The following is a 21,950-nucleotide window of genomic DNA, read 5'->3' as shown; positions in this document are numbered from 1 at the left end:
CTGGCGTAAAGCATCCCTAGGGCAGCTCGGCGTTAGTTCACGGCACAGGTACGCTAAACCGGGAAGTGCTGCGAAATCAGTAGTCGAATTTGGAAACTGTACCAGGACTATCCATAACCGGTTCCCCTTTTGTCAGGGCAAGGCCCTAGGCGCAGTTCTTTTCTGCTCATAACCCGCCCCTCCATCGTAGCGTACTCAACCAGCTATTCCCGCGTCTTATGCCAACTCTGCCTCCTACCGAACTATCGCGCCAACTACGCCTGGGGCAAAGCGCCGACCTTACGCGCCGCCGCTGGATAATTGGCCTTTCCCTGGTCACGGTAGCGGCCGGCCAAATCGTGACGCTGTACCAGACGGGCGTTATTCGGCACCTGCCCGACCCACCCCTGCCGGTTTTCGATTCCGACAAGGTTGATGCTTCCGACTACGCTTACAAGCGCCTGCAAATGCCCGACGCCCCCGCGATGATTGTCACGGGGGGCATCACGGCGGTGCTGGCCTCAGCGGGTGGCCAGGCGCGCGCGCAGGAGTTGCCGTGGCTGCCGGTAGCCCTGCTGGGTAAAACTCTTATCGACTTGGTCACCAACGTGCAGCTGGGCCGCGAAGAATGGCAAACTAATAAGAAGCTCTGCTTCTATTGCCAGACTTCTACCGTTGCCGCCACGGTGGCGGCAGTGCTGGCCGTGCCCGAAGCGCTCAAAGCCTCTAAAACGATTTTTGGCAAAAAGCGCCAGGCTGCCTAACGGATTAGAAACGGTCTGCGAGCGCAGCAAATACGTTTAGTATTTCCCGCCACTTTTTATGCCGCCAGCACCTGCGGCGGCGTGGGCGCGGGGGTGGGCTGCGGCTCCGAGCCATCGGGGCGAGCCCAGGGCTCGAGCGGGGCTAGGGGCAGGGCAAGGAGCTGCCCCGCAGTCTGGGCAGCGGGGTCGGCCAGGGCGGGCACCCCAATGGTAATGGCCTGCTGGGGCACGTCAAGGCGGCGGGTGCGGTGCAGCCAGTCCCACAGCATCAGCACGATGCCGTAGTTGCTCTGGGTTTCGCGGTGCACCATGGAGTGGTGGATGCCGTGCAGCCGCGGCGTCATTAGCCACGGGGCCAGCTGACGCTCCAGGGCAATGGGCAAGCGCCAGTTGCTGTGCTGGAAGGCGGTAAAAGCTTCAAACACAACTTCGTAGGCCAGCACCGTGGCCGGCCGCACGCCCAGCACTGCCGGCAAGCCAGCGCGATACGGAATGCTGGCCAGCATCTCGCCGAAGTGAAAGCGCCACGCCGTGGTCAGGTCCATATCCAGGTCGCAGTGGTGCACGCGGTGCAGCCGCCACAGCAGCGGCGAGTGCAGCAGCCGGTGCCAGGTATACCCCAGGTAGTCAAGCAGTAGCACTTCCAGCGCCAGCCGCAGGGGGGCGGGTAGCCGGCCGGCTTGGTGGGCCATGCGGCGCGGGCCAGCCAGCTGCGTCAGGCCCACCATGGCGGGCAGCAGCGTCAGGCGCATAGCGGGCAGCGACGGGGCCGCCAGCAGCACGTTGCGCACCCAGCGCTCGGTACGGGGGCGGGTGCGGCGGCGCAGGGGGCGGGTGGTTTCGAGCAGCAGCAGGCCTAGGGCAAGGCCCGCCAGCGCGGGCCCGGCCCAGCGGTCGAAACGCTTGAGCAGCGGGTGGGCAACGGGGAAAATCTTCATGAAGCAGGTGAAGGAACCAGTAGGGGCTATAACCCTAACGCTAGCCGGCAGGTTGCCCGGCGCGCGTACTTTCGGCCTGGCAAGCTCCCCTCCCGCAGCTTGCACCCAGGTTAGTGCCAGAGTCGGTTAGCATCATTCTTCCTACCTATAACGAGGCGGCCAGCATCGGGCAGCTGCTACGCTACCTGCGGGCGCAGGCGGGCGAGCCAATCCTCGAGCTGCTGGTAATCGATGGCGGCAGCACCGACGCCACGGTAGCTCAGGCCCGGCAGGCCGGGGCCACGGTGCTGCGCAGCCCGCGCAAAGGCCGCGCCGCCCAGCTGAACTACGGCGCCCAGCAGGCGCGGGGCGACCTACTGTATTTTCTGCACGCCGATTCTTACCCGCCACCGGGCTTTCTGGCCGATTTGCGCCAGGCCGTAGCGCAAGGCTACGGCAGCGGCTGCTACCGGCTGGCTTTCGACCATCGGCACTGGTTTTTGCGCTTCAGCGCGTGGTGCACCCGCTTGCCGTTCACCTTCCTGCGCTTCGGCGACCAGAGCCTGTTTGTGCGCCGCGAGCTGTTTGCGCAGCTGGGTGGCTACCGCGAAGACTTGCAGGTGATGGAAGACCAGGAGCTAGTGGCGCGCCTGCGCGCCCGCGCGCCCTTCCGGCTCCTGCCGCGGGCCGTTACCACCTCGGCCCGCAAGTACCTGGCCAACGGCGTGTTCCGGCTGCAAGGCATTTTTACGCTTATCGTACTGCTCTACTGGGTTGGCGTGTCGCAGGCTAATTTGGTGCGGCTGTACCGGCGGTTGATTCGGCAGGGCAAGCTGTAGGTTTTTTCCAGTTGCCAGTTAAGTTGCTATGGCTGCTTCGCTCGAACACCTGCTCATCTTTGCCCGCGAGCCCGTGCTGGGCCAGGTCAAAACCCGCCTGGCGGCTGATATTGGCCCCGTAGCGGCGCTCGCCACCTACCGCGAGCTGCTGGCCCTGACGGCCACCGCCGTGGCCGCCGCCCAACTTCCCGCCACCGTGTGGCTGGCCGAAGCGCCCACGCCGCCCGCCAGCCCCGCCCAGCCCCGGCCCGAATGGGTGGGCCTACCCTGGCGCGTGCAGCCGCCCGCCGCTTCGCTCGGCGAGCGCATGCGCTACGCTTTTGCCGAGGCTTTCGCGGCCGGCGCGGCCCGCGTGCTCATCATTGGCACCGACTGCCCAGGGCTGACGGCCACCGTGCTGCAACAAGCCTGCGACCTGCTAGCGACGCACGACGTGGTAGTAGGCCCCGCCACCGATGGCGGCTACTACTTACTGGCCATGAAGCACTTGCACGATGACTTGTTTGCCAATAAACAGTGGAGCACGGCCACCGTGCTAGCCGATACCCTGGCCGACGCAACCCGCTTGAACCTGCGCGTGGCCCAATTACCCACCCTGGCCGACGTTGATGCGGCCCGCGACTTGCATGCCTGGCGCGGAGCCAGTGCCAGCTAAATCAGGGAAGCCGGCGCGGCCACACCGCCGCCCTAGCAGCAGCCCCCGCCGTCGTAGAAGTAAGTGGGCGGCGACACGAAAATATCATCCCGGCCCAGGCCGAGCAGCGCGGCCGCCGTTTTGTCGCATACGCCTAGGGGTTGGTTTTGCAACAGCACGTGGCCCTGGTCGTCGTCGAAATATTCGGCCGGGCCGTAGTAGATGGCCGTGCGGCCCGTGAAGATGCACGGCCCGTCGGCGGGCATGGGGTCCTTGATGGCGCACACCTCCACGCTTTCGATGTAAAGTAGCTCGTGGGTGGCGTAGTGCCGGGGCGAAAGCACGCGGTAGGCCCGCCGCGCCCGCACTTCCACCGTGCCAAAGCCTACGCTGGTTATCAAGTCCAGGTACTCCTGGAGCGGCAGCGAGCCCGTGAGGCACAGGGCCCGCAGGCGCTCGTCGGCCCGCAGCTCGGGGCTCAGGGGCTGCTCGCAAGTGGGGTCCGACATCACCAGCCGGCCGTGGGGTTTGAGCACGCGGTAGGTTTCCTGCAAGGCCTGGCGCAGGTCGTCGGTTTTGAAGATGTTGAACAGGCAGTTTTGGGCGGCTACGTCCACGCTCTCGTCGGCCACGGGCAGGTGCAGCGCGTCGCCTTCCCGCAAGTCAATAAACTCCGGGCGGAACCAGTCGTTTTGCGCGGCCGCGGTGTGCATATTTTCGCGGGCGGCGGCGAGCATCTCGGGCACTACGTCTACCCCAAGCACGGCCCCCGGCCGCCGGCTGAAATAGGCAAACTGCAGCAGTTCCATGCCGCCACCCACGCCCACGTACAGCACCGTGGGCGAGTTGGTTAGGTCGCGGGGGTTGACGGTGCTGCCGCAGCCGTAATTCATGGCGAGCATGCGCGCCGGAATGCGCAGGCCCGGCAGCTGCCACACGGGGTTGGTGGTGCAGCATAAGCCCACCTGGGGCTCCTGAGCCGCCTGGCGGTACACGTCGGCGGTGGTGGCTAAATAGCTCATAAACAAATAAAGAATAGGGTTTTTTGACGGGAGCCAGCGCGGGATAAGGCAAAAAAGTGGGCGTAGTGAGCGTTATCTTGTCACTTTCTAAGCAGTTGCTGCCACTGGCAGCCGCTACCTACACCCACTCCCACGCTTTTAGTTTATGGCTACCTACTACGACCCCGCCGACCTCAAGAAGTTTGGCAACATCGCGGAGTTTCAGAAAGAATTTGCCGATAAGTTCTTCGCCTACTACGGCGCCGTATTTGCCGAAGGCGCCCTCACGGCCCGCGAAAAGTCCCTCATTGCCCTGGCCGTGGCGCACGCCGTGCAGTGCGCCTACTGCATCGACGCCTACACCACCGACACGCTCGAAAAAGGCTGCACCGAGGCCGAAATGATGGAAGCCGTGCACGTGGCCGCGGCCATTCGGGGCGGCTCTACGCTGGTCCACGGCGTGCAGATGATGAACAAAGCCAAGGAATTATCGATGTAACTAGGGCTGTTGCCAGGTAAAGCCCGTTGTGCTTCGGCAAGCGCAGCATAACGGGCTTTGCATTAACGACGAACAACTGACTGCGCCATGAAATCACTTAAAGCCACCGGCCACCAGCTGGCCGACGCGGCCTTTCAGCTCACGGTGCTGAGCCAGGAGGCGGCGGCCACGGCGCACCTGCCCCGGTTTCACCAAAAGCTGGCGGCGGCGGGCTTGCTGCCGCTACGGCCGGTGGCCCCGGCCGTGCTGCAGCTCAACGTGGGCAAGATGTGCAATCAGGTATGCAAGCATTGCCACGTCGATGCCGGTCCGGACCGTAAGGAGATTATGACCCGCGAAACGATGCAGCTCTGCCTCGACGCGCTGGCCCAAACCGATATTCCCACGGTAGACCTGACGGGTGGCGCGCCCGAGATGAACCCCAATTTTCGGTGGTTGGTGGCAGAAATCAGCAAGCTAGGCCGCAAAATACTGGTGCGCTGCAACCTAACCATCATCGTGGCCAACAAGAAGTACCACGACTTGCCTGAGTTTTTCCGGCAGCACGGCGTGGAGGTAATTAGCTCGCTGCCTTTTTACTCGGCCGATAAAACCGACCGCCAGCGCGGCGACGGCGTGTTTGCCGATTCCATCCGGGCGCTGCGGATGCTCAATGCCGTGGGCTACGGCCAGCCCGGCAGTGGCCTGGTGCTGAACCTGGTATATAACCCGGCCGGTGCCTTCATGCCCGGCCCGCAGGCGGGGCTGGAGCGGCAGTTCAAGCAGGCGCTGCTCAAGGATTTTGGCATTGTCTTCAACAGCCTCTACGCCATCACTAACCTGCCAGTCAGCCGCTTCCTGGACTACCTTCTCGCGTCGGGCAACTATGCCGGCTACATGGAGAAGCTCGTGACGGCCTTCAACCCCGCCGCCGCCGCCGCCGTGATGTGCCGCGACACGCTCTCGGTAAGCTGGGACGGGGGACTCTACGACTGCGACTTCAACCAGATGCTCGACCTGCCCGTGGCCAGCCCCAGCAGCCAGCACATCCGCGACTTCGACGCGGCGGCCCTAGCCCGGCGCGCCATCGTGGTCAACGAGCACTGCTACGGCTGCACGGCGGGCGCGGGCTCCAGCTGCGGCGGCACCGTGGCCTAGCCCTAGGTAGTGGCTGGCGCTATTTTTTGATTATTTATAGCGAATAGACCTGTTCCCAAATTAAACTACCCGAAAAAGAACGTCATGCTGAGCGCAGCCGAAGCATCTCTACCGCATAAGTAATCCTAACGCCAGGAGTTAGTTACGCGGTAGAGATGCTTCGGCTGCGCTCAGCATGACGTTCTTTTTCGGGTAGTTTAATTTGGGAACAGGTCTAATTCATAGTTAGTGTAGGGGCGAGGCTGACTTCAAAACGGCTTTACTTACGTAGCCTGTCCAGCTCGTCGAGGTCGGCCTCCCCCTGCGCGGGCGCCACCCACTGCCAAGCTTGGGCGGGGGTAGTAGGCGTGAGGCGCAGGTAGTTGCGGCGCCGGGCGTTGGGCACCAGGTATTGGCAAGGGCTAGGGCCGGGCAAGCCCTCGAGGCGCAGGCGCAGGGGGCGGGCGTAGGCGGGCCAGGGCAGCTCCAGGTACTCGCCGGGCCCTAGGCTGCCAGCTACCTGGTCGTTTAGCAGTACGCGCACGGCCGCCGGGCCGGGGGTGGGGGCCGCCGGCCGGTACACGTACACGTAGGCCGTATCGAGGCGAAACGGGTCACCGGCGTTTAGGCCGGGGAAGGGCGCCAGCCCGCCCGTGCGCATGTCCACGGCGTAGGCCATGGGCTCGGCCGTGTGGTCGGTGGCCCGCACTGGCGCCACGCCCGCCCCCACCGCGCCGGCCATCATCATGGCGTGGCCCTGGGCCTCGGCGCGCGCGTGGGCATATTCCAAATCGACCGGCGCTTCGCCCACAAACGTGAAAAAACTGCCCTGGCGCATCAGCGGGAAATAGTGCTGGTGGTGCCGCACAAACAGCTGCTGCCCCGTAGAAAAGCCCCAGAGCTCGGCGGGCAGGGCGGTGCCGCGCTGGGTGGGTAGCGGGCGCACGCGGGCCACGCCCAGCCACTTGCGGGTGGCCAGGGCACTTTTATGGCGTAGCTGCAGGGTGTCGAGCTGGAAAGCCAGGGTGGTATCGGGCCGGTTGGCCAAAAACTGCTCGAAGCCGTGGTAGATGCCCCGCCGCGGCGCCTCGCGCAGGATGGCCGCGCCGGGGCTTCGGCGACCGGCGGGGCCTAGGCTGGCTGGGGCATCGGCGGGCAGCTGCGCCAGCGGCAGGGCCGGGCGGGCAGTAACGGCCGGCCAGTCGGCCTGGGTGAGTTGGTTGAGGCACTGCGCCAGCAGCTGCGCCAAGTGGCTGGCGTGCTCGCTGGTCAGGTCGAGGCCGTGGGCGCTGGTGTGCGCGCCCACGCTCTGCACAAAGTGGTAGCCATCGGGCAGGTGCTCGTACACATCGGCGGCCAGGTCGGCGTTGGCTTGCTCGCGCAGGCTGCCCAGCTCCTCGCTCACGCGCAGCTGGCGCAGGCACAGTACCACGGGGTGGTCGGCAGCGCGGGTGGCTAGTTGGGCGTGCAGGTAGTCGGTTAGCTCGGGCCCTAGGCCGCGCTTAAAAAGCACCGCCGCCGGCTTGTTGCCTAGGCCGCGATACACAAAGCCAATGGCGGCCTGCTGCCCGCGCCCGTCCAGCACCTGCTCCACGGCCACCGGGCAGTCCACCAGCGGCATGGGAGTGGCGGCCAGGCTGAGGTAATAGGCTTGCGCCTGCGCGGCCAGACTGCTAATAACTAGAAAACCCGTAAGGATAGCTGGATGCATATAGGTGGTTAAGTAACTAACCCCAAATATGCGAATGGTTCAGCTAAGTTGCAGCGCCCGCTACCCAGCTTAAGCGCTACGGCAGGGTGGCCTAGTGGCCCAGGTGGCAGTCCTTGTACTTCTTGCCCGAACCGCAGGGACAGGGCGAGTTACGCCCTAGGGTCTTCTTTTTACCCCGCAACTGGCGCAGCCACTGGCGCGGGTCGAGGTGGCCGGGGCGGGCGGCGTAGGTGTGCTCGGGGTGCTGGTGCAGCGCCTGGGTCAGCAGCTCAAACAGCTCGGGGTGGTGCGCCTGCAGCTTCTCGGGGCGCTCGAAGAAATACTCGTTTACCACCGCAAAAAACTCGGCCTCGCTAGTGCCGCCGTAGGGGTCAATGTCGGAGTGGCCGGCCCGGATGGCGGCCAGCTCGCGGTGCAGCACCTCGGCCCAGGGCTGGCGCAGGCTGGGCGGCAGCACGGCGCCGGGCACGCCGTCAATCTGCCCATCGGCCTCGTCCACGAGGTGCGCGAACTCGTGCACGCCCACGTTGCGGCCATCATCGGCGTCGGCAAAGCCCTGCACCAGCGCGGCCTTGCTCAGGCGCATGTACTGCGAAGTTTGGAAGCCCTGCACCGACCCTAGGAGGGTGCCTTGCAGCGGCGCCTGCTCTTGGTCGGGACGGGCTTCGAGCTGCCAGGCGTCGGGCACTATCAACACCTCGTGCAGGGTAGGGTACTCCCAGCCGGGCAGCCCAAACACGGGTATTACGGCCGAGGCGGCCGTGAGCACCCGCGTGAGGTCATCGACCTCGGTTTGGATGCCGGTGAGCTGGGTGCGCGCCAAAAATAGCTGCATCTGCTGCTCGAAGCGGGTTTTTTCGGCAGCGTCCAGCCCGTCGTAAAACGCGACGTGCTCGGCCAGCAGCTGGCGCCAGGCGGGCGGGAAGGGCGCCGCCAGGGCAGCCTGGCGGCGGCGCGCATCGGCCGTGAGGTAGCGGTAGAAGGCGTAAAGCAAAGCCAGCAGCGCGGCGCCGGCCAGCAAATAGGGGAGGGGCATGGTCAGAAATATGGCCTGGGGTTAACGGAACGGGCGCGCGGGCGGTTTTGGGCAAGGAGGGCCCTAGGGGCCGCCGCGCCCGGAAATGGCCGATTCGCGTTTCGTGCGCACCTTTGTGCTTCACACCGCTACTTCTGCCGCCCTCCTCAGTTACACGCATATGAACGCCGCCGACCTCAATAAAGCCCTCGTCGCCCTCATCGAAAAGAAAGCCGAGCTGCAGCAGCTTACCTACGACGATGCCCGCTACGACGACGTGGAAGAGGCCCTGCACGACCTCGAAGACGACTTCAACGACGACTACGGCCACGACTTGGAAGAAGCCTTGGAAAAAGTGCACGCCGACCTCAAGTCCGATACCGACGTGCTGCTGCCCACGGCCTACCTGCCCGCCGCCCTCAGCGCCCAGAAGGACGATGGCGTGTGGATAGACTCGGAAAAATATCCCGGCCGGGTGCGCCTGGTGCTGCGCCCCAACCCCGCCCGCTTCGCCCTCACCACCAGCAAAGGCGAGGTAGACGTGTGGACGGCCGCCTAGGGCCTCGCCAGTCTTGAAAGTCAGTAAGAACGTCATGCTGAGCTTGTCGAAGCATCTCTGCCGCGTAACTAGCTCCAAACGTTAGGGTTAGTACGCGGGAGAGATGCTTCGGCAAGCTCAGCATGACGTTCTGCTTTAGTCTACCTGCTACCCCATGCCCGACTCCCTTCCACCCGCCCTGGCGGCCCAGCTAGCCGAAGTGCCCCGCGGCAACACGCAGAAGCACGTGAACCGCGCCGTGCTGGCCGACCTGCTCACCCACGAGGCCGCGCGCCTGGGGCAGCCGGGCCTGCGCTGGCTGGATGCCCCCTGCGGCGAGGGCGAGTTTCTGACCCAGGTGCGGCGCTTTTTTCCGCAGGCCGACCTGAGTGGCGTGGATGTGCGCCCGGTAGCGCCCGCCGTGCCCGGCGCCCCGGTGCACTACCAGGTGGCCGACCTGAGCCGGGCCGTGCCGTTTGTCGAGGACCCGCCGTTTGAGGTGCTCACCAGCATCAGCGGCATCATGTGCTTTGCCAACACGGCCCAGTTTATTGCCGGCTGCGCCCAGCGCCTGCGGCCGGGTGGGCTGCTGCTCGTCAGCAACGATAACTGCCTGACCGTGCGCGACCGGCTGTCGTACCTTTTTTCGGGCCGGGTGCGCCGGTTCAAGCTGCTGTTCGAGCCCCACGAGGGCAACTTCCAGCTGGTGCAGCACCAGGAATTGAAGCGCCTGTTTGACGTGAATGGCGTTGCGCTAAAGCGGGTGGTATACACTGCCTTCTACACCGAGGATTTGCTGTACCTGCCCCTGGCGCTGCTGCTGTGGCCCTGGCAGTGGTGGCAGCTGCGGCGGGCGCGCAGCAGCACCAGCCAGGTGCTGCGCCGGCAACTGTTCGGGTTCAAGTCGCTGCTCTACCGGCATTATTTCTTCGTGGGGGAGAAGCTTGGGGCCACCGAGGCCTAGGCCGCGCCGCCGGCGGTAGCGTGGTGCTGTGCCTTGGCTGCCCCCAAACTGGAAGCTAATTTGGCAAGAAATGGAGCCCTAGGGCTCCTGAAAAAGATAAGCCTGCGCTACTTCCTGAGTGAGCGAGGCCAAAATGGCTGCCACTTTTAGCTGGCCAGTAACGTAGAAGTCCGCGCCGGCCCTTTTACTGCCAGCAGCTCCATATGCGTCCATTATTCTTTATACTATTACCGGGCCTATTAGTGGCCGGTGCCGCCTGCCAGCGCACCGACCGGGGCAGCTCGGCGCCCCTGGTGGGCCCGGTGCCCGCCGCCTCCGTGGTTACGCCCGACGCCCGCCTGCGCGAAACCCGCTGGGTGCTGCGCCGCATTGCCAGCCAGCCTGTAGCCGACTCTACCGTGGGGGGGCAGCAGCCCTACCTGCAGATAACCGACGCCGGCACCGCCGAGGGCCAGGGCAGCTGCAACCGCTTCCGGGGCACGCTGCAGCCCGCTGCCAACGACGGCGAGCTGCAGTTTTCGCCCCTGGTCAGCACCCGCATGGCCTGCCCGGCCCTGGCCACCGAAACGCTCTTTACTAAGGCCCTGCAAAGCACCCGCGCCTACCGCATCCAGGGTGATACGCTGTGGCTGTACGGCAACGCCGAGCGGAGCGGCACCGCGCTGGCCCGCCTGGAGGCGACCCCGGCGCGCTAGCCGGTCCTAGGGCCCTAGGGCTTTTCGAGGGCCACGCGGGTGGGCGTTTGGCGGCCAGCCACGATGCCGCTGGCGCTGCGCGCAATGGCCGAAATGACGTCCGTCATATTTTTGACGTCCAGGCTGCTCACCTCGTCGTCTACGCTGTGGTAGAGCTTGTCGTCCGGAATCTGGTCGGTGCTGATGGTGTGGGCCGGCACGCCCAGCTTGGCCAGCGTGGCGTTATCAGAGCGGTAAAACAGGTTCTGCTCGGGGTAGGGGTCGGGCTCAAACTTGAACTCGGTGCCCTTGAGGTTGGCTTGCAGCAGCGGCCCAAAATCCGACCGCTCGTAGCCGGTAATGAACGCCGTTTTGGGCCCGAACTTGGCCGGCTTGCCAATCATCTCGATGTTGAACATGGCCACTAGCTGACTAGGGTCGAGCTGGCGCGAAAAGTACTGCGAGCCAAAGCCGCCGATTTCTTCGGCCGTAAAGGCCACAAAAATCAGCGCGCGCGCATTGTCGTGGCGCTTCTTAAAGTACTCGGCCAGGGCCACCACGGCCGTGGTGCCGCTGGCATCGTCGTCGGCCCCGTTGGCAATAGAGTCGCCCTCGGCCGAGGGCTTGATGATGCCCAGGTGGTCGTAGTGGCCCGAAAAAATGACCTCTTCGGCGCGATGGGCGGGGTCGCGGCCGGGCAGGTAGCCCGCCACGTTGCGCAGCGGCACGGGGGCCGTGGTGGTGGTGGCAGCCACGCGGAAGGCCGACTTGCCCGCCGGCGCGGGCGCCACCACCCATACGCTCGACGTGGGGCTAGGCGCCTGGGTGGCCCGCAGGCGGGGCTGCTTAAACTGCTTCACCAGGGCCTGAAACGCTGCGGCCTGCGCCGGGTCGAAGAGCACCAGCGTGTTCTTTTCGGGCCGCAGCAGCTCGCGGTAGTGCGCCTGCGGCTTTTCGCCGGGGCCCAGCACCAGCACGCGCACGCTGTCGGCGGCTGTCCAGCTCAGCTGCGGCTGGGTGGTGACGGCGAAGGCCTGTCCGGTTGGAATGGGCGCCCCATTCAGCGTTACGGTCAGGCTCGTCAGGGAGGTGGTGTAGGCCGGAAACTCCTGCATGAAGCTGGTGGCGCCCGGCAAGGGCTGCAAGCCAATGCGCTTAAATTCGCCGGCCAGAAACTCGGCTGCTTTCAAGTTGCCGGCCTGGTCGGTGGGGCGGCCCTGCATATCGTCGGCCGCCAGGGTGGTGAGCACCCGCCGCACGGTGGCTTCCGACACCGCGGTTTTGGTTTGGGCCTGGGCCAGCAAGGTGCTAGCCCCTAGGGCACTAGCCAGTAAAAAAGCACGCATAGCGGAAAAGAAGGGGAGAAGGCGTAGGGGGCTATTTGCCGGGGGCCACGGCGGGCGCCACGGCCGCCACGGCCGCCGCCAATTCGGCCTCGGTGCCTAGGCTGCCCTTGTGCGCCTTGAGGGCAGCCAGGGCGGCGGGCTGCCCGGCCAGGGCCTGCTCCAGGCTGGCGCGCTTGGGCTTCACGGCCGTGAAGTGGCCATCAGCCGGCCAGCGCAGGTAGTAGTGCGTTTGTTCTTCCAGGGCCGAAACAGTGTTGGTTGACACGTAAGCGCCGTTGTCGGCCGCGCGCTTCACCACTTCCTTGCGCTGAAACTTGAGCAGCTGCAGCCCTGAGCCATCGGCCAGCACCTCGCCGCAGCCGCCGCCTACCTCGGCGGGCAGCGTGGCGGCCGGGTAGCACACAAAGCGCCGCGCCGGTCCGGCAGCCGTGAGGCTGAACTCTTTCACCCGCGCCAGCGGCACTACCACCGAGTCGCCGGCGGGCCGCTTGGCGCGCAGCTCCTGGTGGTAGATGTCGTACTTGAGGGGTGCGCTCAGCGGGGCCCCGTCCCCGTTGAGCTGCAGCGTGCCCGGCAGCCAGGCTGGCACCAAAAAGGCGCTGCCCTGCACCCCCGATGCCTCGGGTGGCGCTACGGCATAGCCATTGTTGAGGTAGCCGTTGCGCTGGTCGCGGTTCATCTCCGAAACCTGCGCGACGCCGAGCAGGGGCAAAGCCAGGAGCGGCAGTAGTAGCTTAGTGGTCAGCATATAATGAATAAGTTAAAGCGAGTAAGACGTTCCTAGGCCACCGTCACCACCAAGTCGTCGGCCATAACGCGTGCGCCCTCCCCTAGGGCAATGGCGCTCACCGTCAGGTCTTGCGGAGCGGTGATGGTGGTTTCCATCTTCATGGCCTCGATAACGAAGAGCGGGGTGTTTTTCGTCACTTGCTGGCCGGGCTGCACCAGCACCTTGCTCAGCAGGCCTTGCAGCGGGGCGGCAATCTGCTTGGGGTTGGCGCGGTCGGCTTTCTGGTTGTGCACGGTTTTTACCTCCACCCGCTGGTCGCGCACCTCCAGGTTGCGCGTCTGGCCGTTGAGGGTGAAGAAGACGGTACGCATCCCCTCTTCGTTTACCGGGCCAATGCTTTGCAGGCGGATGATGATGGTCTTGCCCTTGGCCAGCTCAATAATGGTTTCCTCGCCTTCCTGCAGCCCGAAGAAGAACACCGGAGTGGGGATGCGGCTCACGTCGCCGTACTGCTGGCGAAACTGCCAGTAGTCGGCAAATACCTTGGGGTAGAGCAGGCTGGAAAGAAAGTCGGAAAACTGCGCGTAGGGGTGCGCCTTCTCAAATTCGGGCCACTCCTTCTCGAAGTCAATGGGCGCGAGGTGCTCGCCGGGCCGGTCGGTGAAGGGCTGCTCGCCCCGGAGCACCACCTGCTGAATGTCCTGGGGCCACCCACCCTGGGGCTGCCCGATGTCGCCACGCAACAACTCGCGCACCGATTCGGGAAAGCTTAAACTCTCGCCGCGCTGCAGCACGTCGTCGGGCGTGAGGTTGTTCGACACCATAAATAGCGACAAGTCGCCCACCACCTTGGAGGAGGGCGTCACCTTGGGGATGTCGCCCAGCATAAAGTTGGCGTCGTGGAAGCGCTGCTTCACCTCCTCGAACTTGTCGAGCAGCCCTAGGGCCGCCGCCTGGGGGCGCAGGTTGCTGTACTGGCCGCCGGGTATCTCGTGGTAGTAGACCTCGGCGGTGCTGGCCAGCAGGCCGCTCTCGAAGGGGTAGTACTGCTCGCGGATGGCCTCCCAATAGTCGCTGAACTGGTTGAGGCTCTGCTGGTCGAACTCGCGGTGGCGGGGCGAGTGGCGTAGCATCTCCACCACGGCGTTGAAGTTGGGCTGCGAGGTGAGGCCCGAAAGCCCCCCTAGGGCCACGTCAATGACATTGACGCCGGCCTCCACGGCCTTGAGGTAGGTGGCGGGCTGCAGACTGCTGGTGTCGTGAGTGTGCAGGTGGATGGGCAGCTTTACGGTGTCGCGCAGGGCGGGGATTAGCTCGGCGGCGGCGTAGGGCTTCAGCAGCCCAGCCATGTCCTTGATGCAGAGAATGTGCGCGCCGGCGTCTTCGAGCTGGCGCGCTAAATCCAGGTAGTACTGCAGGTTGTACTTGGGGCGGCTCTTATCCAGGATGTCGCCGGTGTAGCAGATGCTGCCCTCCGCGAGGCCGGTGGTTTGCTTGCGCACAAACTGGATGCAGGCCTCCATGCCCTTCATCCAGTTCAGCGAGTCGAAGATGCGGAACACGTCGATGCCCTTGGCACCCGCCTCGGCCACAAAGCGCTCGGTGAGGTTGTCGGGGTAGGCCTTGTAACCCACGCCGTTGGCCCCGCGGATGAGCATTTGCAGCAGGATGTTGGGCACGGCTGCCCGCAGCCGCGTGAGGCGGGCCCAGGGGTCCTCGTGCAGAAAGCGCAGGGCCACGTCGAACGTCGCGCCGCCCCACACCTCCAGCGAGAACGTCTGCGGGTGCAGCTGGGCGAAGCGCCCAGCCACGGCCAGCATGTCGATGGTGCGCATGCGGGTGGCCAGCAAACTCTGGTGGGCGTCGCGCAGCGTGGTGTCGGTGTAGTGAATCAGCGGCTCCTGGCGCAGCCACTTGCCGAAGTTGTCGGGGCCCAGCTCCTGCAGTATCTGGCGGGTGCCGCTGGGCGTGGGCTGGTTCAGGTCGGCGGGCGGCAGCGGCACCTTGCGGAACTGCCGCTTCTCGTCCGCGCGGCCGGCCACGTCGGGGTTGCCGTTTACTACCACCTCGCCTACGTAGCCCAGCAGGCGCGTAGCGCGGTCGAGGCGGGTCTTGAAGTTGAGCAGCTCGGGGTGGTCCTTGATGAAGTCTACCGTGGCCTCGCCGGCCTGAAACTCGGGGTTGCGGACGATATTCTGCAGAAACTGCATGTTCGTCTTCACCCCGCGCACCCGAAATTCGTCCAGGGTGCGCAGCATCTTCTGCGAGGCGCTGGCCAGGGTGGGCGCCTGGGTCGATACCTTCACCAGCAGCGAGTCGAAGAAGGGCGAAATCACGGCGCCCTGGTACACCGAGCCCTGGTCGAGGCGGATGCCGAAGCCGCCGGCCGAGCGGTAGGCCACCACCGTGCCGTAGTCGGGCTTGAAGTCGTTGGTGGCGTCTTCTGTCGTGATGCGGCACTGCACGGCCACGCCCATGCGCGGCACCACCACGTCGGGGCCCAGGCCGATTTCGGGTGCCCCTAGGGGGTAGCCCGAGGCGATGAACAACTGCGTTTTCACAATGTCCACGCCGGTTATCATCTCCGTCACGGTGTGCTCGACCTGGATGCGCGGGTTCACCTCGATGAAGTAGATGCGGTCCAGCTCGGGGTTCACCAGAAACTCCACCGTGCCCACGTTGTCGTAGCCCACGGCCCGGCCGATGGCCAGCGCGTAGCCGTAGAGGCGCTGGCGCAGGTCCTCGCTCAGCCCCACGGCCGGGGCCACTTCCACCACCTTCTGGAAGCGACGCTGCACCGAGCAGTCGCGCTCGTAGAGGTGCGTGAGGTGCCCGTGCTGGTCGCCCACCAGCTGCACCTCGATGTGCTTGGGGCGCTCCACGAACTTCTCCAGAAACACAGTGTCGTCGCCAAAGGCGTTCTGGGCCTCGTTGCGGGCCTCGAAGAAGCCCTTGCGCAGCTGCTCGTCGTCGCGAATCACGCGCATGCCGCGCCCGCCGCCGCCGCTGGCCGCCTTCAGCATCACCGGGTAGCCGATGCGGTGCGCCTCCCCTAGGGCCACGTCCACGTCGATGAGGTCGGTTTCGCTGCTTTCAATCAGGGGCACGCCAATCTTTTGGGCAACCTCCTTGGCGGCTACTTTATCCCCTAGGGCCTCCATCACTTCGGGGCGCGGGCCCACGAAGATGATGTTCTCCTCGCGGCAGCGGCGGGCCAGGGTGGCGTTCTCGCTCAGGAAGCCGTAGCCGGGGTGGATGGCATCAGCACCGTTAGCCTTGGCTACCAAGATGATGCCTTCGATGTCGAGGTAAGGCCGGAGCGGTTCGTCGTCGCGCCCAATCTGGTAGGCTTCGTCGGCTTTGTAGCGGTGCAGCGAGTAGCGGTCCTCGTAGGTGTAGAGGGCCACCGTGGCAATGCCCAGCTCGGAGGCAGCCCGAAACACGCGAATGGCAATTTCTCCGCGGTTGGCTACCAGCAGCTTCGTGATTTTCATAACGTTTTCGGCAGGTGTTTAGCGGGAGGCTAAGCTACGGTGCCGCCTTGCACAATTCCGAACTTCAATTGAATAAAGTCGCCCTCCGGGGGATGGGGTCAATCGTTGTACGGCTCTACTCCCGCGCCCACGGCAGCCGCGCCCGCGTGGCCGCCAGCCGCTCTTGCAGCACCCCTAGGCCGGGGTTGTGCACGCTGCCCAGGTGGCTGGTGCTGAACTCCTTGTGCGGCTGATAGCTGTCACTGTCCACGGCCTGGCCCACTTGCTTGTAGGCATCGCGGAACGGCACGCCCTGCTGAATGAGCTGGTTGATATTCTCGACCGAGAAAATGGCGTCGTACTTGGGCTGGTTGATAACGCCCGGCACCACCTGCAGCGCGGGCACGGCAAAGAGCAGGATATCCAGAATGTCGGCAAACTGCACCATGGGCCGAAACAGGATTTCCTTCAGGATTTGGAAGTCACGGTGGTAGCCGCTGGGCAGGTTATTTATCGTCAGTATAATGTCGTTGGGTAGGGCCTGCAGGCGGTTGCAGTGGGCGCGCACCAACTCAAACACGTCGGGATTCTTCTTGTGCGGCATGATGCTGGAGCCGGTCGTGAACTCCTTGGGCAGCAGCACGAAGCCCAAATCCTGGCTGTTGTAGAGCACTAGGTCGTAGGCCAGCTTGCTAAGCGTGCCCGCCACGCCCGCAATGGCGAAGGCCAGCGTTTTCTCGGTTTTGCCGCGCAGCAGTTGCGCCCCCACGGCGCTCACGGCCACCTGGCCAAAACCCATGTCGCGCGTGGTTTGCTCCCGGTCGATGGCGAAGCTGCTACCAAAGCCCGCGCCCGACCCTAGGGGGTTGCGGTCGGCCACGGCGCGGGCGGCCTCCAGCAGGTGCATATCCAGCAGCAGGTGCTCGGCGTAGGCCCCAAACCACAGCCCGAAGCTGCTCGGCATAGCCGCCTGGAAGTGCGTGTAGCCAGGCAGCAGGGCGTCCTTGTAGCGCTCGCCCTGTTGCAGCAGCAGCTCAGCCAGCGCCAGTACCTTACCGCCAATCTGCTCGCAGTAGTCTTTGATAAACAGCTGAATGGCCGTGAGTACCTGGTCGTTGCGCGAGCGCGCGGTGTGGATTTTCTTGCCTGCGTCGCCGTACTTCTCGGTCAGATAGTGCTCGATTTTCGAGTGCACGTCCTCAAACTCGAGCTCAATCTGGAAGTTACCGGCCTCCACCTGGGCTAGCAGTTCGTCCAGCCCTTGCAGCAGCTGGCTTTCTTCCTCCTTAGAAATCAGCCCGATGCTGGCCAGCATCCGGGCCTGTGCCTTGGAAGCCTGCATATCGAATGGCGCTAGGTACAGGTCCAGTTCCCGGTCCTGACCCACCGTGAATTTTTCAATCTTATCGTTAACGGAGAAGCCTTTTTCCCAGATTTTCATAGTTAATTAAGTGCTGTTTCAAATCAAAAAAGGCGGTCATGCTGAGCCTGCTGAAGCATCTCTACCACGCATTGTTCGGTAGAGATGCTTCGGCAGGCTCAGCATGACCGATAGTAGTGGGATAATTCCCTGTCAAAACTCAAAGCCAGTCAGCAGCGCGATGTAATCGGCAATGCCAGCGCGAATTTCACTCAGTAAGATGTACTCGTCGGGTGCGTGCGAACGGGCGCTATCGCCGGGACCTAGTTTTAGGGTCGGAAAGCGCATCAGCGCCTGGTCGGAGAGCGTGGGCGAGCCGTAGGTGGTCTTACCCATAGCCACAGCCTTTCGCACCAGCGGGTGCCCTAGGGGCAGGCCCGACGACTGCAAGTGCATGGAGCGCGCCGTAATCTCGGCCTGCACATGGGCACGAATAGTAGCCAGAATTTCCTCGTTCGAGTAGCACTCGGTGGGGCGCACGTCCACCACGTAGCGGCACTCGTCGGGTACCACATTGTGCTGGGTGCCGGCGCTTATTTGCGTCACCGTCAGCTTCACCGGCCCCAGCAGCTCCGACACCCTAGGGAACTGGTAGCTGCGCAGCCAAGCGATGTCATCTAGGGCTTTATACAGCGCGTTGTCGCCCTCGTTGCGGGCGGCGTGGCCGGTGCGGCCCCGCGCCACCCCGTCGAGCACCAGCAGGCCTTTCTCGGCCACGGCGGCGTGCATGCCCGTCGGCTCGCCCACAATGCCCAGGTCAATTTTCCCCAGCTCGGGCAGGATGCTGCGCACACCGCTCGCGCCCGACACTTCCTCCTCGGCCGTGATGGCGCAGATGAGGTTGAAGGCCGTGGGCTGGTCGTAGAAATGCCGAAACACCGCCAGCAAGCTCACCGCCGAGGCGCCCGCGTCGTTGCTGCCCAGGCCCGTTAGCCGGTCGCCTTCCAGCGTGGCCACGAGGGGCGGGTAGGTCCAGCTCGGGCCGGGCTTCACGGTGTCATGGTGCGAGTTGAGCAGCAGTGTGGGCTTGGTCTCGTCCCAGTTCTGGCTCACGGCCCACACGTTGTTGCCGGCGCGGCGCGGCGCAATGCCGTGCCGCCGCAAAAACGCCTCCAGCAGGTCGGCCGTGCCGGCTTCCTCGCGCGAAAACGACTGGGTCTCGATAAGTTGCCGCAGCAGCGCAATGGCATCGTCGGCCAATTGGGCGATGGGGATGGACATGGCTAGGTGGTCAGCACCGTTTGCACGTCCGAGCCTAGGCGCAGCGCGTGGCCGATAATTACCCGGCGCACGCCGGCCCCTAGGGCCGCGAAGGCATTTTCGAGCTTGGGCAGCATCCCATCGGCGATGACGCCTTGCGCCCTTAACTCGGCGTAGTGGGTGGCGTCGATTTCGGGGATTACCGAATTGTTGTCATTTACGTCGCGCAGCACGCCGTTCTTCTCGAAGCAGTAGTGCAGCGTCACGTCCAGCACCGGGGCCAGCGCCACCGCCACGGCCGAAGCAATGGTGTCGGCGTTGGTATTGAGCAGCTGCCCCTGCCCGTCGTGGATGATGGGGCAGAGCACCGGCGTAACGCCCGCTTGCAGCAGCGTTAGCAGCAGCTCGTGGTTGACGCTGGCCGCCGTGAGGTCGCCCACGAAGCCGTAGTCGATTTCCTTCACCGGGCGTTTCTGGCCGCGAATTACGTTGCCGTCGGCGCCGCTCAATCCCAGCGCATTCACCCCTAGGGCCTGCAGCTGGGCTACGACTTCCTTGTTGGTTTTGCCGGCGTAAAACATCACCACCAAGTCGAGCGCGGCGGCGTCGGTCACGCGGCGGCCGTTCACCAGTACCGGCTCCTGGCCGAGCTGGCGCATTAGGGCGCTGGCGCCTTTGCCGCCGCCGTGCACCAAGATGGTGGGGCCCGGCGCCTGGGCCAGCAGCGCCAGAAATTGGTGCAGCTCGGGCGCGTCGTCGATGATGCCCCCGCCAATCTTATATACCGTTACCGCTTGTTGCTCCATGAGGTAGAACTAGACCGGCTGCCCCGCTCGGCAAAAATTAACACGCCCATCTATTGTGCGCAAAAGTAGAAACTTTTACCTTTGCGGCTGAATTATGGCCCTAGGTTTGCTAGCAATGCGCTAGTCCCTAGGCTGCTTTGCACATGACGCTCTTGGCTCGCACCACTCTTCAGCTTTCTGCCTCGGCCCCCAGGGCTACGGAAGGCGTGCGCACGCTGACCAGCGCGTTGCTGCGACGACCCTAGCCGGCCTCACCCGCCGGATGCTGACTTGCGTAGTCAGCCTTTTTCGGGCCAGTCCTCGTATCAACGGACTGCCCGGCGCTTAACCGATAGAGTTCGGGTTTTCTGCCGCCTGCTCGCTTAGCCGCGAGGGCTGGTAAACTACGTTTCTTTCCCTTAAGTCTTTCTCCTTCAAATCATAATGACAATTCGGGTTGCAACGGCCGCAGATACGCAGTACGCGGATTTGCTCTGCCAGTGGTACATCGAGTCGGCCAAGCAGCGGGGCACGGGCATCGCGAAGCGCGACCCGGAATACGTGCGCGAGAAAATGCGCCAGGGCAACGCCGTCATCGCCTTCGTGGAGGGCGAGCTGGCCGGCTTCTGCTATATCGAAACCTTCGAGAGCGGCAAGTTCGTGGCCAACTCGGGCCTGGTGGTGAACACCGAGCTGCGCAAGCACGGCCTGGGCCGCGCCCTCAAGCGCGAGGTGTTCCGCCTCTCGCGCACCAAGTACCCCGAGGCCAAGATTTTCGGCATCACTACCAGCCTGGCCGTGATGAAAATCAACTCCGACCTGGGCTATGAGCCCGTCACGTTCTCGGAGCTGACCACCAGCGAGGACTTCTGGAAGGGCTGCAAAAGCTGCAAGAACTACGGCATCCTGACGGAAAACGACCGCAAGATGTGCCTCTGCACCGGCATGCTCTTCGACAAGCTGGAGGCGCCACTGCCGGCGGTAGAAATACCCGAGGCGCTGCGGCTGCCCGTGGTGCAGTAGCCTGTATCGTGGCCTCTACGAGTCCGCGCGTTTGAACGGCAGGTGCCACCACGCGCGGACTCACAGAGTCCACGGTACATCCTAACCATTTTTTATCCATACGAGCAGCGGAGTAGAACTCCGTTTTACCCCCTAGAATGAAGAAAAAGGCGATTGTAGCGTACAGCGGCGGCCTCGACACGTCGTACTGCGTAGTAAACCTCACCCGCGAAGAAGGCTGGGAAATCCACACCGTTATCGTGAACTCGGGCGGCTTCTCGGCAGAGGAATTAAAGGCCATCGAGAAGCGGGCCTACGAGCTAGGCTCGACCAAGCACGAGGTCATCGACATTACCGAGCGCTACTACCACGACTGCCTGCGCTACCTGCTGTTCGGCAACGTGCTCAAAAATGACACTTACCCGCTGAGCGTGAGCGCCGAACGCATGTTCCAGGCCCTGGCCATCGCCGAGTACGCCCGCCAGGAGCAGGCCGACTACATCGTGCACGGCAGCACCGGCGCCGGCAACGACCAGGTGCGCTTCGACGTGGCCTTCGCCGTAATTGCGCCTGAGGTAGAGATAATTACCCCCATCCGCGACCAGAAGCTCTCGCGCCAGCAGGAAATCGAGTACCTGCAAAGCCAGGGCTTCGAGATGAGCTGGGAGAAGGCTAAGTACTCCATCAACCGCGGCATCTGGGGCACCAGTGTGGGCGGCGTCGAAACGCTGACCTCGCGCCAGGCCCTGCCCGAGAGCGCCTACCCCACCCAGCTCTCCCAAACCGAGCCGAGCCAGCTGGAAATCAACTTCGAGCACGGCGAGCCGGTGGCCCTGAACGGCGAGAAGATGGGCGCGGTAGCCCTCATTCAACAGCTCAATGAGCTGGGCGGCGCCTACGCCATCGGCCGCGATACGCACGTGGGCGACACCATCCTGGGCATCAAGGGCCGCGTGGGCTTCGAGGCTCCGGCGGCGCTGCTGCTCATCAAGGCGCACCACCTGCTCGAAAAGCACACCCTCTCGCGCTGGCAGCAGCTGCACAAGGAGCCGGTAGCCACCTGGTACGGCACGCTGCTGCACGAGGCCCAGTACCTCGACCCGGTGATGCGCGACTTCGAAGCCTTCCTGGTGTCGTCGCAGGCCCGTGTATCGGGCACGGTGTTCGTAGAGCTGCGCCCCTACCATTTCGAGTTGCTCGGCATCGAGTCGAAGTACGACATGATGCAATCGAAGGTGGCCACCTACGGCGAGGAGAACAACGCCTGGGATTCGCGCGATGCGCGTGGGTTTATTAAAATCTTTGGGAATCAGTTGAAGATTCACGCTTCGCTGGAGTAGCCC

20 protein-coding genes are annotated in these 21,950 nt (G+C 64.2%); 10 read left to right on the top strand and 10 right to left on the bottom strand.

Annotation, left to right across the window (positions count from 1 at the left end; genetic code table 11):
- Window positions 1–218: 218 nt before the first annotated feature.
- The gene (locus HHL22_RS10240) at window positions 219–743 is read left to right on the top strand and encodes a vitamin K epoxide reductase family protein (RefSeq protein ID WP_241738004.1); all 525 of its coding nucleotides are present in this window, start codon (window positions 219–221) and stop codon (window positions 741–743) included.
- Window positions 744–799: 56 nt separating this feature from the next.
- Here HHL22_RS10240 and HHL22_RS10235 read toward each other — a convergent pair whose 3' ends face one another.
- Window positions 800–1,681: a sterol desaturase family protein gene (locus HHL22_RS10235; RefSeq protein WP_169530877.1), complete on the bottom strand. Its 882-nt coding sequence runs from the start codon at window positions 1,679–1,681 to the stop codon at window positions 800–802.
- 113 nt (window positions 1,682–1,794) lie between these two features.
- On the opposite strand from HHL22_RS10235, the gene HHL22_RS10230 reads away from it, so the two are divergent.
- Together HHL22_RS10230 and HHL22_RS10225 are read left to right on the top strand one after the other, a co-directional pair.
- Window positions 1,795–2,499 (top strand): TIGR04283 family arsenosugar biosynthesis glycosyltransferase, encoded by a 705-nt coding sequence (locus HHL22_RS10230; RefSeq protein ID WP_169530876.1) that lies wholly within the window; start codon window positions 1,795–1,797, stop codon window positions 2,497–2,499.
- A gap of 28 nt (window positions 2,500–2,527) precedes the next feature.
- Window positions 2,528–3,154 carry a TIGR04282 family arsenosugar biosynthesis glycosyltransferase gene (locus tag HHL22_RS10225; RefSeq protein ID WP_169530875.1) on the top strand — a complete coding sequence of 209 codons (627 nt, stop codon included), beginning with the start codon at window positions 2,528–2,530 and terminating at the stop codon, window positions 3,152–3,154.
- A gap of 32 nt (window positions 3,155–3,186) precedes the next feature.
- On the opposite strand, the gene arsM is transcribed toward HHL22_RS10225, so the two are convergent.
- The gene (gene arsM, locus HHL22_RS10220) at window positions 3,187–4,155 is read right to left on the bottom strand and encodes an arsenosugar biosynthesis arsenite methyltransferase ArsM (RefSeq protein WP_169530874.1); all 969 of its coding nucleotides are present in this window, start codon (window positions 4,153–4,155) and stop codon (window positions 3,187–3,189) included.
- A gap of 145 nt (window positions 4,156–4,300) precedes the next feature.
- Here arsM and HHL22_RS10215 point away from each other — a divergent pair, with 145 nt between their 5' ends.
- Both HHL22_RS10215 and arsS read left to right on the top strand, forming a co-directional pair.
- Window positions 4,301–4,633: an arsenosugar biosynthesis-associated peroxidase-like protein gene (locus HHL22_RS10215; protein WP_169530873.1), complete on the top strand. Its 333-nt coding sequence runs from the start codon at window positions 4,301–4,303 to the stop codon at window positions 4,631–4,633.
- 87 nt (window positions 4,634–4,720) lie between these two features.
- The gene (arsS, locus tag HHL22_RS10210) at window positions 4,721–5,770 is read left to right on the top strand and encodes an arsenosugar biosynthesis radical SAM (seleno)protein ArsS (RefSeq protein WP_169530872.1); all 1,050 of its coding nucleotides are present in this window, start codon (window positions 4,721–4,723) and stop codon (window positions 5,768–5,770) included.
- A 259-nt stretch (window positions 5,771–6,029) separates the two neighbouring features.
- Here the strand turns inward: arsS and HHL22_RS10205 are convergent, their stop codons facing one another.
- Together HHL22_RS10205 and HHL22_RS10200 are read right to left on the bottom strand one after the other, a co-directional pair.
- Complete coding sequence (locus HHL22_RS10205) at window positions 6,030–7,460, bottom strand: hypothetical protein (RefSeq protein ID WP_169530871.1); 1,431 nt, start codon at window positions 7,458–7,460, stop codon at window positions 6,030–6,032.
- A gap of 91 nt (window positions 7,461–7,551) precedes the next feature.
- Complete coding sequence (locus HHL22_RS10200; RefSeq protein WP_169530870.1) at window positions 7,552–8,496, bottom strand: zinc-dependent peptidase; 945 nt, start codon at window positions 8,494–8,496, stop codon at window positions 7,552–7,554.
- Between the two features lie 85 nt (window positions 8,497–8,581).
- On the opposite strand from HHL22_RS10200, the gene HHL22_RS10195 reads away from it, so the two are divergent.
- The 3 genes from HHL22_RS10195 (at window position 8,582) to HHL22_RS10185 (ending at window position 10,672) form a co-directional block, all read left to right on the top strand.
- Window positions 8,582–9,034 (top strand): hypothetical protein, encoded by a 453-nt coding sequence (locus HHL22_RS10195; protein WP_317172643.1) that lies wholly within the window; start codon window positions 8,582–8,584, stop codon window positions 9,032–9,034.
- 154 nt (window positions 9,035–9,188) lie between these two features.
- The gene (locus HHL22_RS10190; RefSeq protein WP_169530869.1) at window positions 9,189–9,977 is read left to right on the top strand and encodes a class I SAM-dependent methyltransferase; all 789 of its coding nucleotides are present in this window, start codon (window positions 9,189–9,191) and stop codon (window positions 9,975–9,977) included.
- Window positions 9,978–10,180: 203 nt separating this feature from the next.
- The gene (locus tag HHL22_RS10185) at window positions 10,181–10,672 is read left to right on the top strand and encodes an META domain-containing protein (protein ID WP_169530868.1); all 492 of its coding nucleotides are present in this window, start codon (window positions 10,181–10,183) and stop codon (window positions 10,670–10,672) included.
- A gap of 14 nt (window positions 10,673–10,686) precedes the next feature.
- On the opposite strand, the gene HHL22_RS10180 is transcribed toward HHL22_RS10185, so the two are convergent.
- The 6 genes from HHL22_RS10180 to argB all read right to left on the bottom strand — a co-directional run bounded on the left by HHL22_RS10180 (window position 10,687) and on the right by argB (window position 19,626).
- The gene (locus HHL22_RS10180) at window positions 10,687–11,997 is read right to left on the bottom strand and encodes a M20/M25/M40 family metallo-hydrolase (RefSeq protein WP_169530867.1); all 1,311 of its coding nucleotides are present in this window, start codon (window positions 11,995–11,997) and stop codon (window positions 10,687–10,689) included.
- Between the two features lie 31 nt (window positions 11,998–12,028).
- Window positions 12,029–12,745, bottom strand: coding sequence for a hypothetical protein (locus HHL22_RS10175; protein WP_169530866.1), 717 nt, complete (start codon window positions 12,743–12,745; stop codon window positions 12,029–12,031).
- 32 nt (window positions 12,746–12,777) lie between these two features.
- Window positions 12,778–16,221 (bottom strand): pyruvate carboxylase, encoded by a 3,444-nt coding sequence (locus HHL22_RS10170; protein WP_169530865.1) that lies wholly within the window; start codon window positions 16,219–16,221, stop codon window positions 12,778–12,780.
- A 115-nt stretch (window positions 16,222–16,336) separates the two neighbouring features.
- Complete coding sequence (argH, locus tag HHL22_RS10165) at window positions 16,337–17,641, bottom strand: argininosuccinate lyase (protein ID WP_169530864.1); 1,305 nt, start codon at window positions 17,639–17,641, stop codon at window positions 16,337–16,339.
- Window positions 17,642–17,773: 132 nt separating this feature from the next.
- Window positions 17,774–18,841 carry a M20 family metallo-hydrolase gene (locus HHL22_RS10160; RefSeq protein WP_169530863.1) on the bottom strand — a complete coding sequence of 356 codons (1,068 nt, stop codon included), beginning with the start codon at window positions 18,839–18,841 and terminating at the stop codon, window positions 17,774–17,776.
- Between the two features lie 2 nt (window positions 18,842–18,843).
- Window positions 18,844–19,626 carry an acetylglutamate kinase gene (argB, locus tag HHL22_RS10155; RefSeq protein WP_169530862.1) on the bottom strand — a complete coding sequence of 261 codons (783 nt, stop codon included), beginning with the start codon at window positions 19,624–19,626 and terminating at the stop codon, window positions 18,844–18,846.
- A gap of 423 nt (window positions 19,627–20,049) precedes the next feature.
- Between argB and HHL22_RS10150 the strand changes: the two genes are divergently transcribed.
- Both HHL22_RS10150 and argG read left to right on the top strand, forming a co-directional pair.
- A complete protein-coding gene (locus HHL22_RS10150; protein WP_169530861.1) occupies window positions 20,050–20,628 on the top strand; it encodes a GNAT family N-acetyltransferase in 579 nt (192 codons plus the stop codon).
- Between the two features lie 137 nt (window positions 20,629–20,765).
- Window positions 20,766–21,947 (top strand): argininosuccinate synthase, encoded by a 1,182-nt coding sequence (argG, locus tag HHL22_RS10145; protein WP_169530860.1) that lies wholly within the window; start codon window positions 20,766–20,768, stop codon window positions 21,945–21,947.
- Window positions 21,948–21,950 lie beyond the last annotated feature (3 nt).

It is taken from the genome of Hymenobacter polaris (assembly GCF_012927305.1).
Taxonomy (GTDB): domain Bacteria; phylum Bacteroidota; class Bacteroidia; order Cytophagales; family Hymenobacteraceae; genus Hymenobacter; species Hymenobacter polaris.
This window is presented reverse-complemented; position numbering and strand designations above follow the sequence as displayed.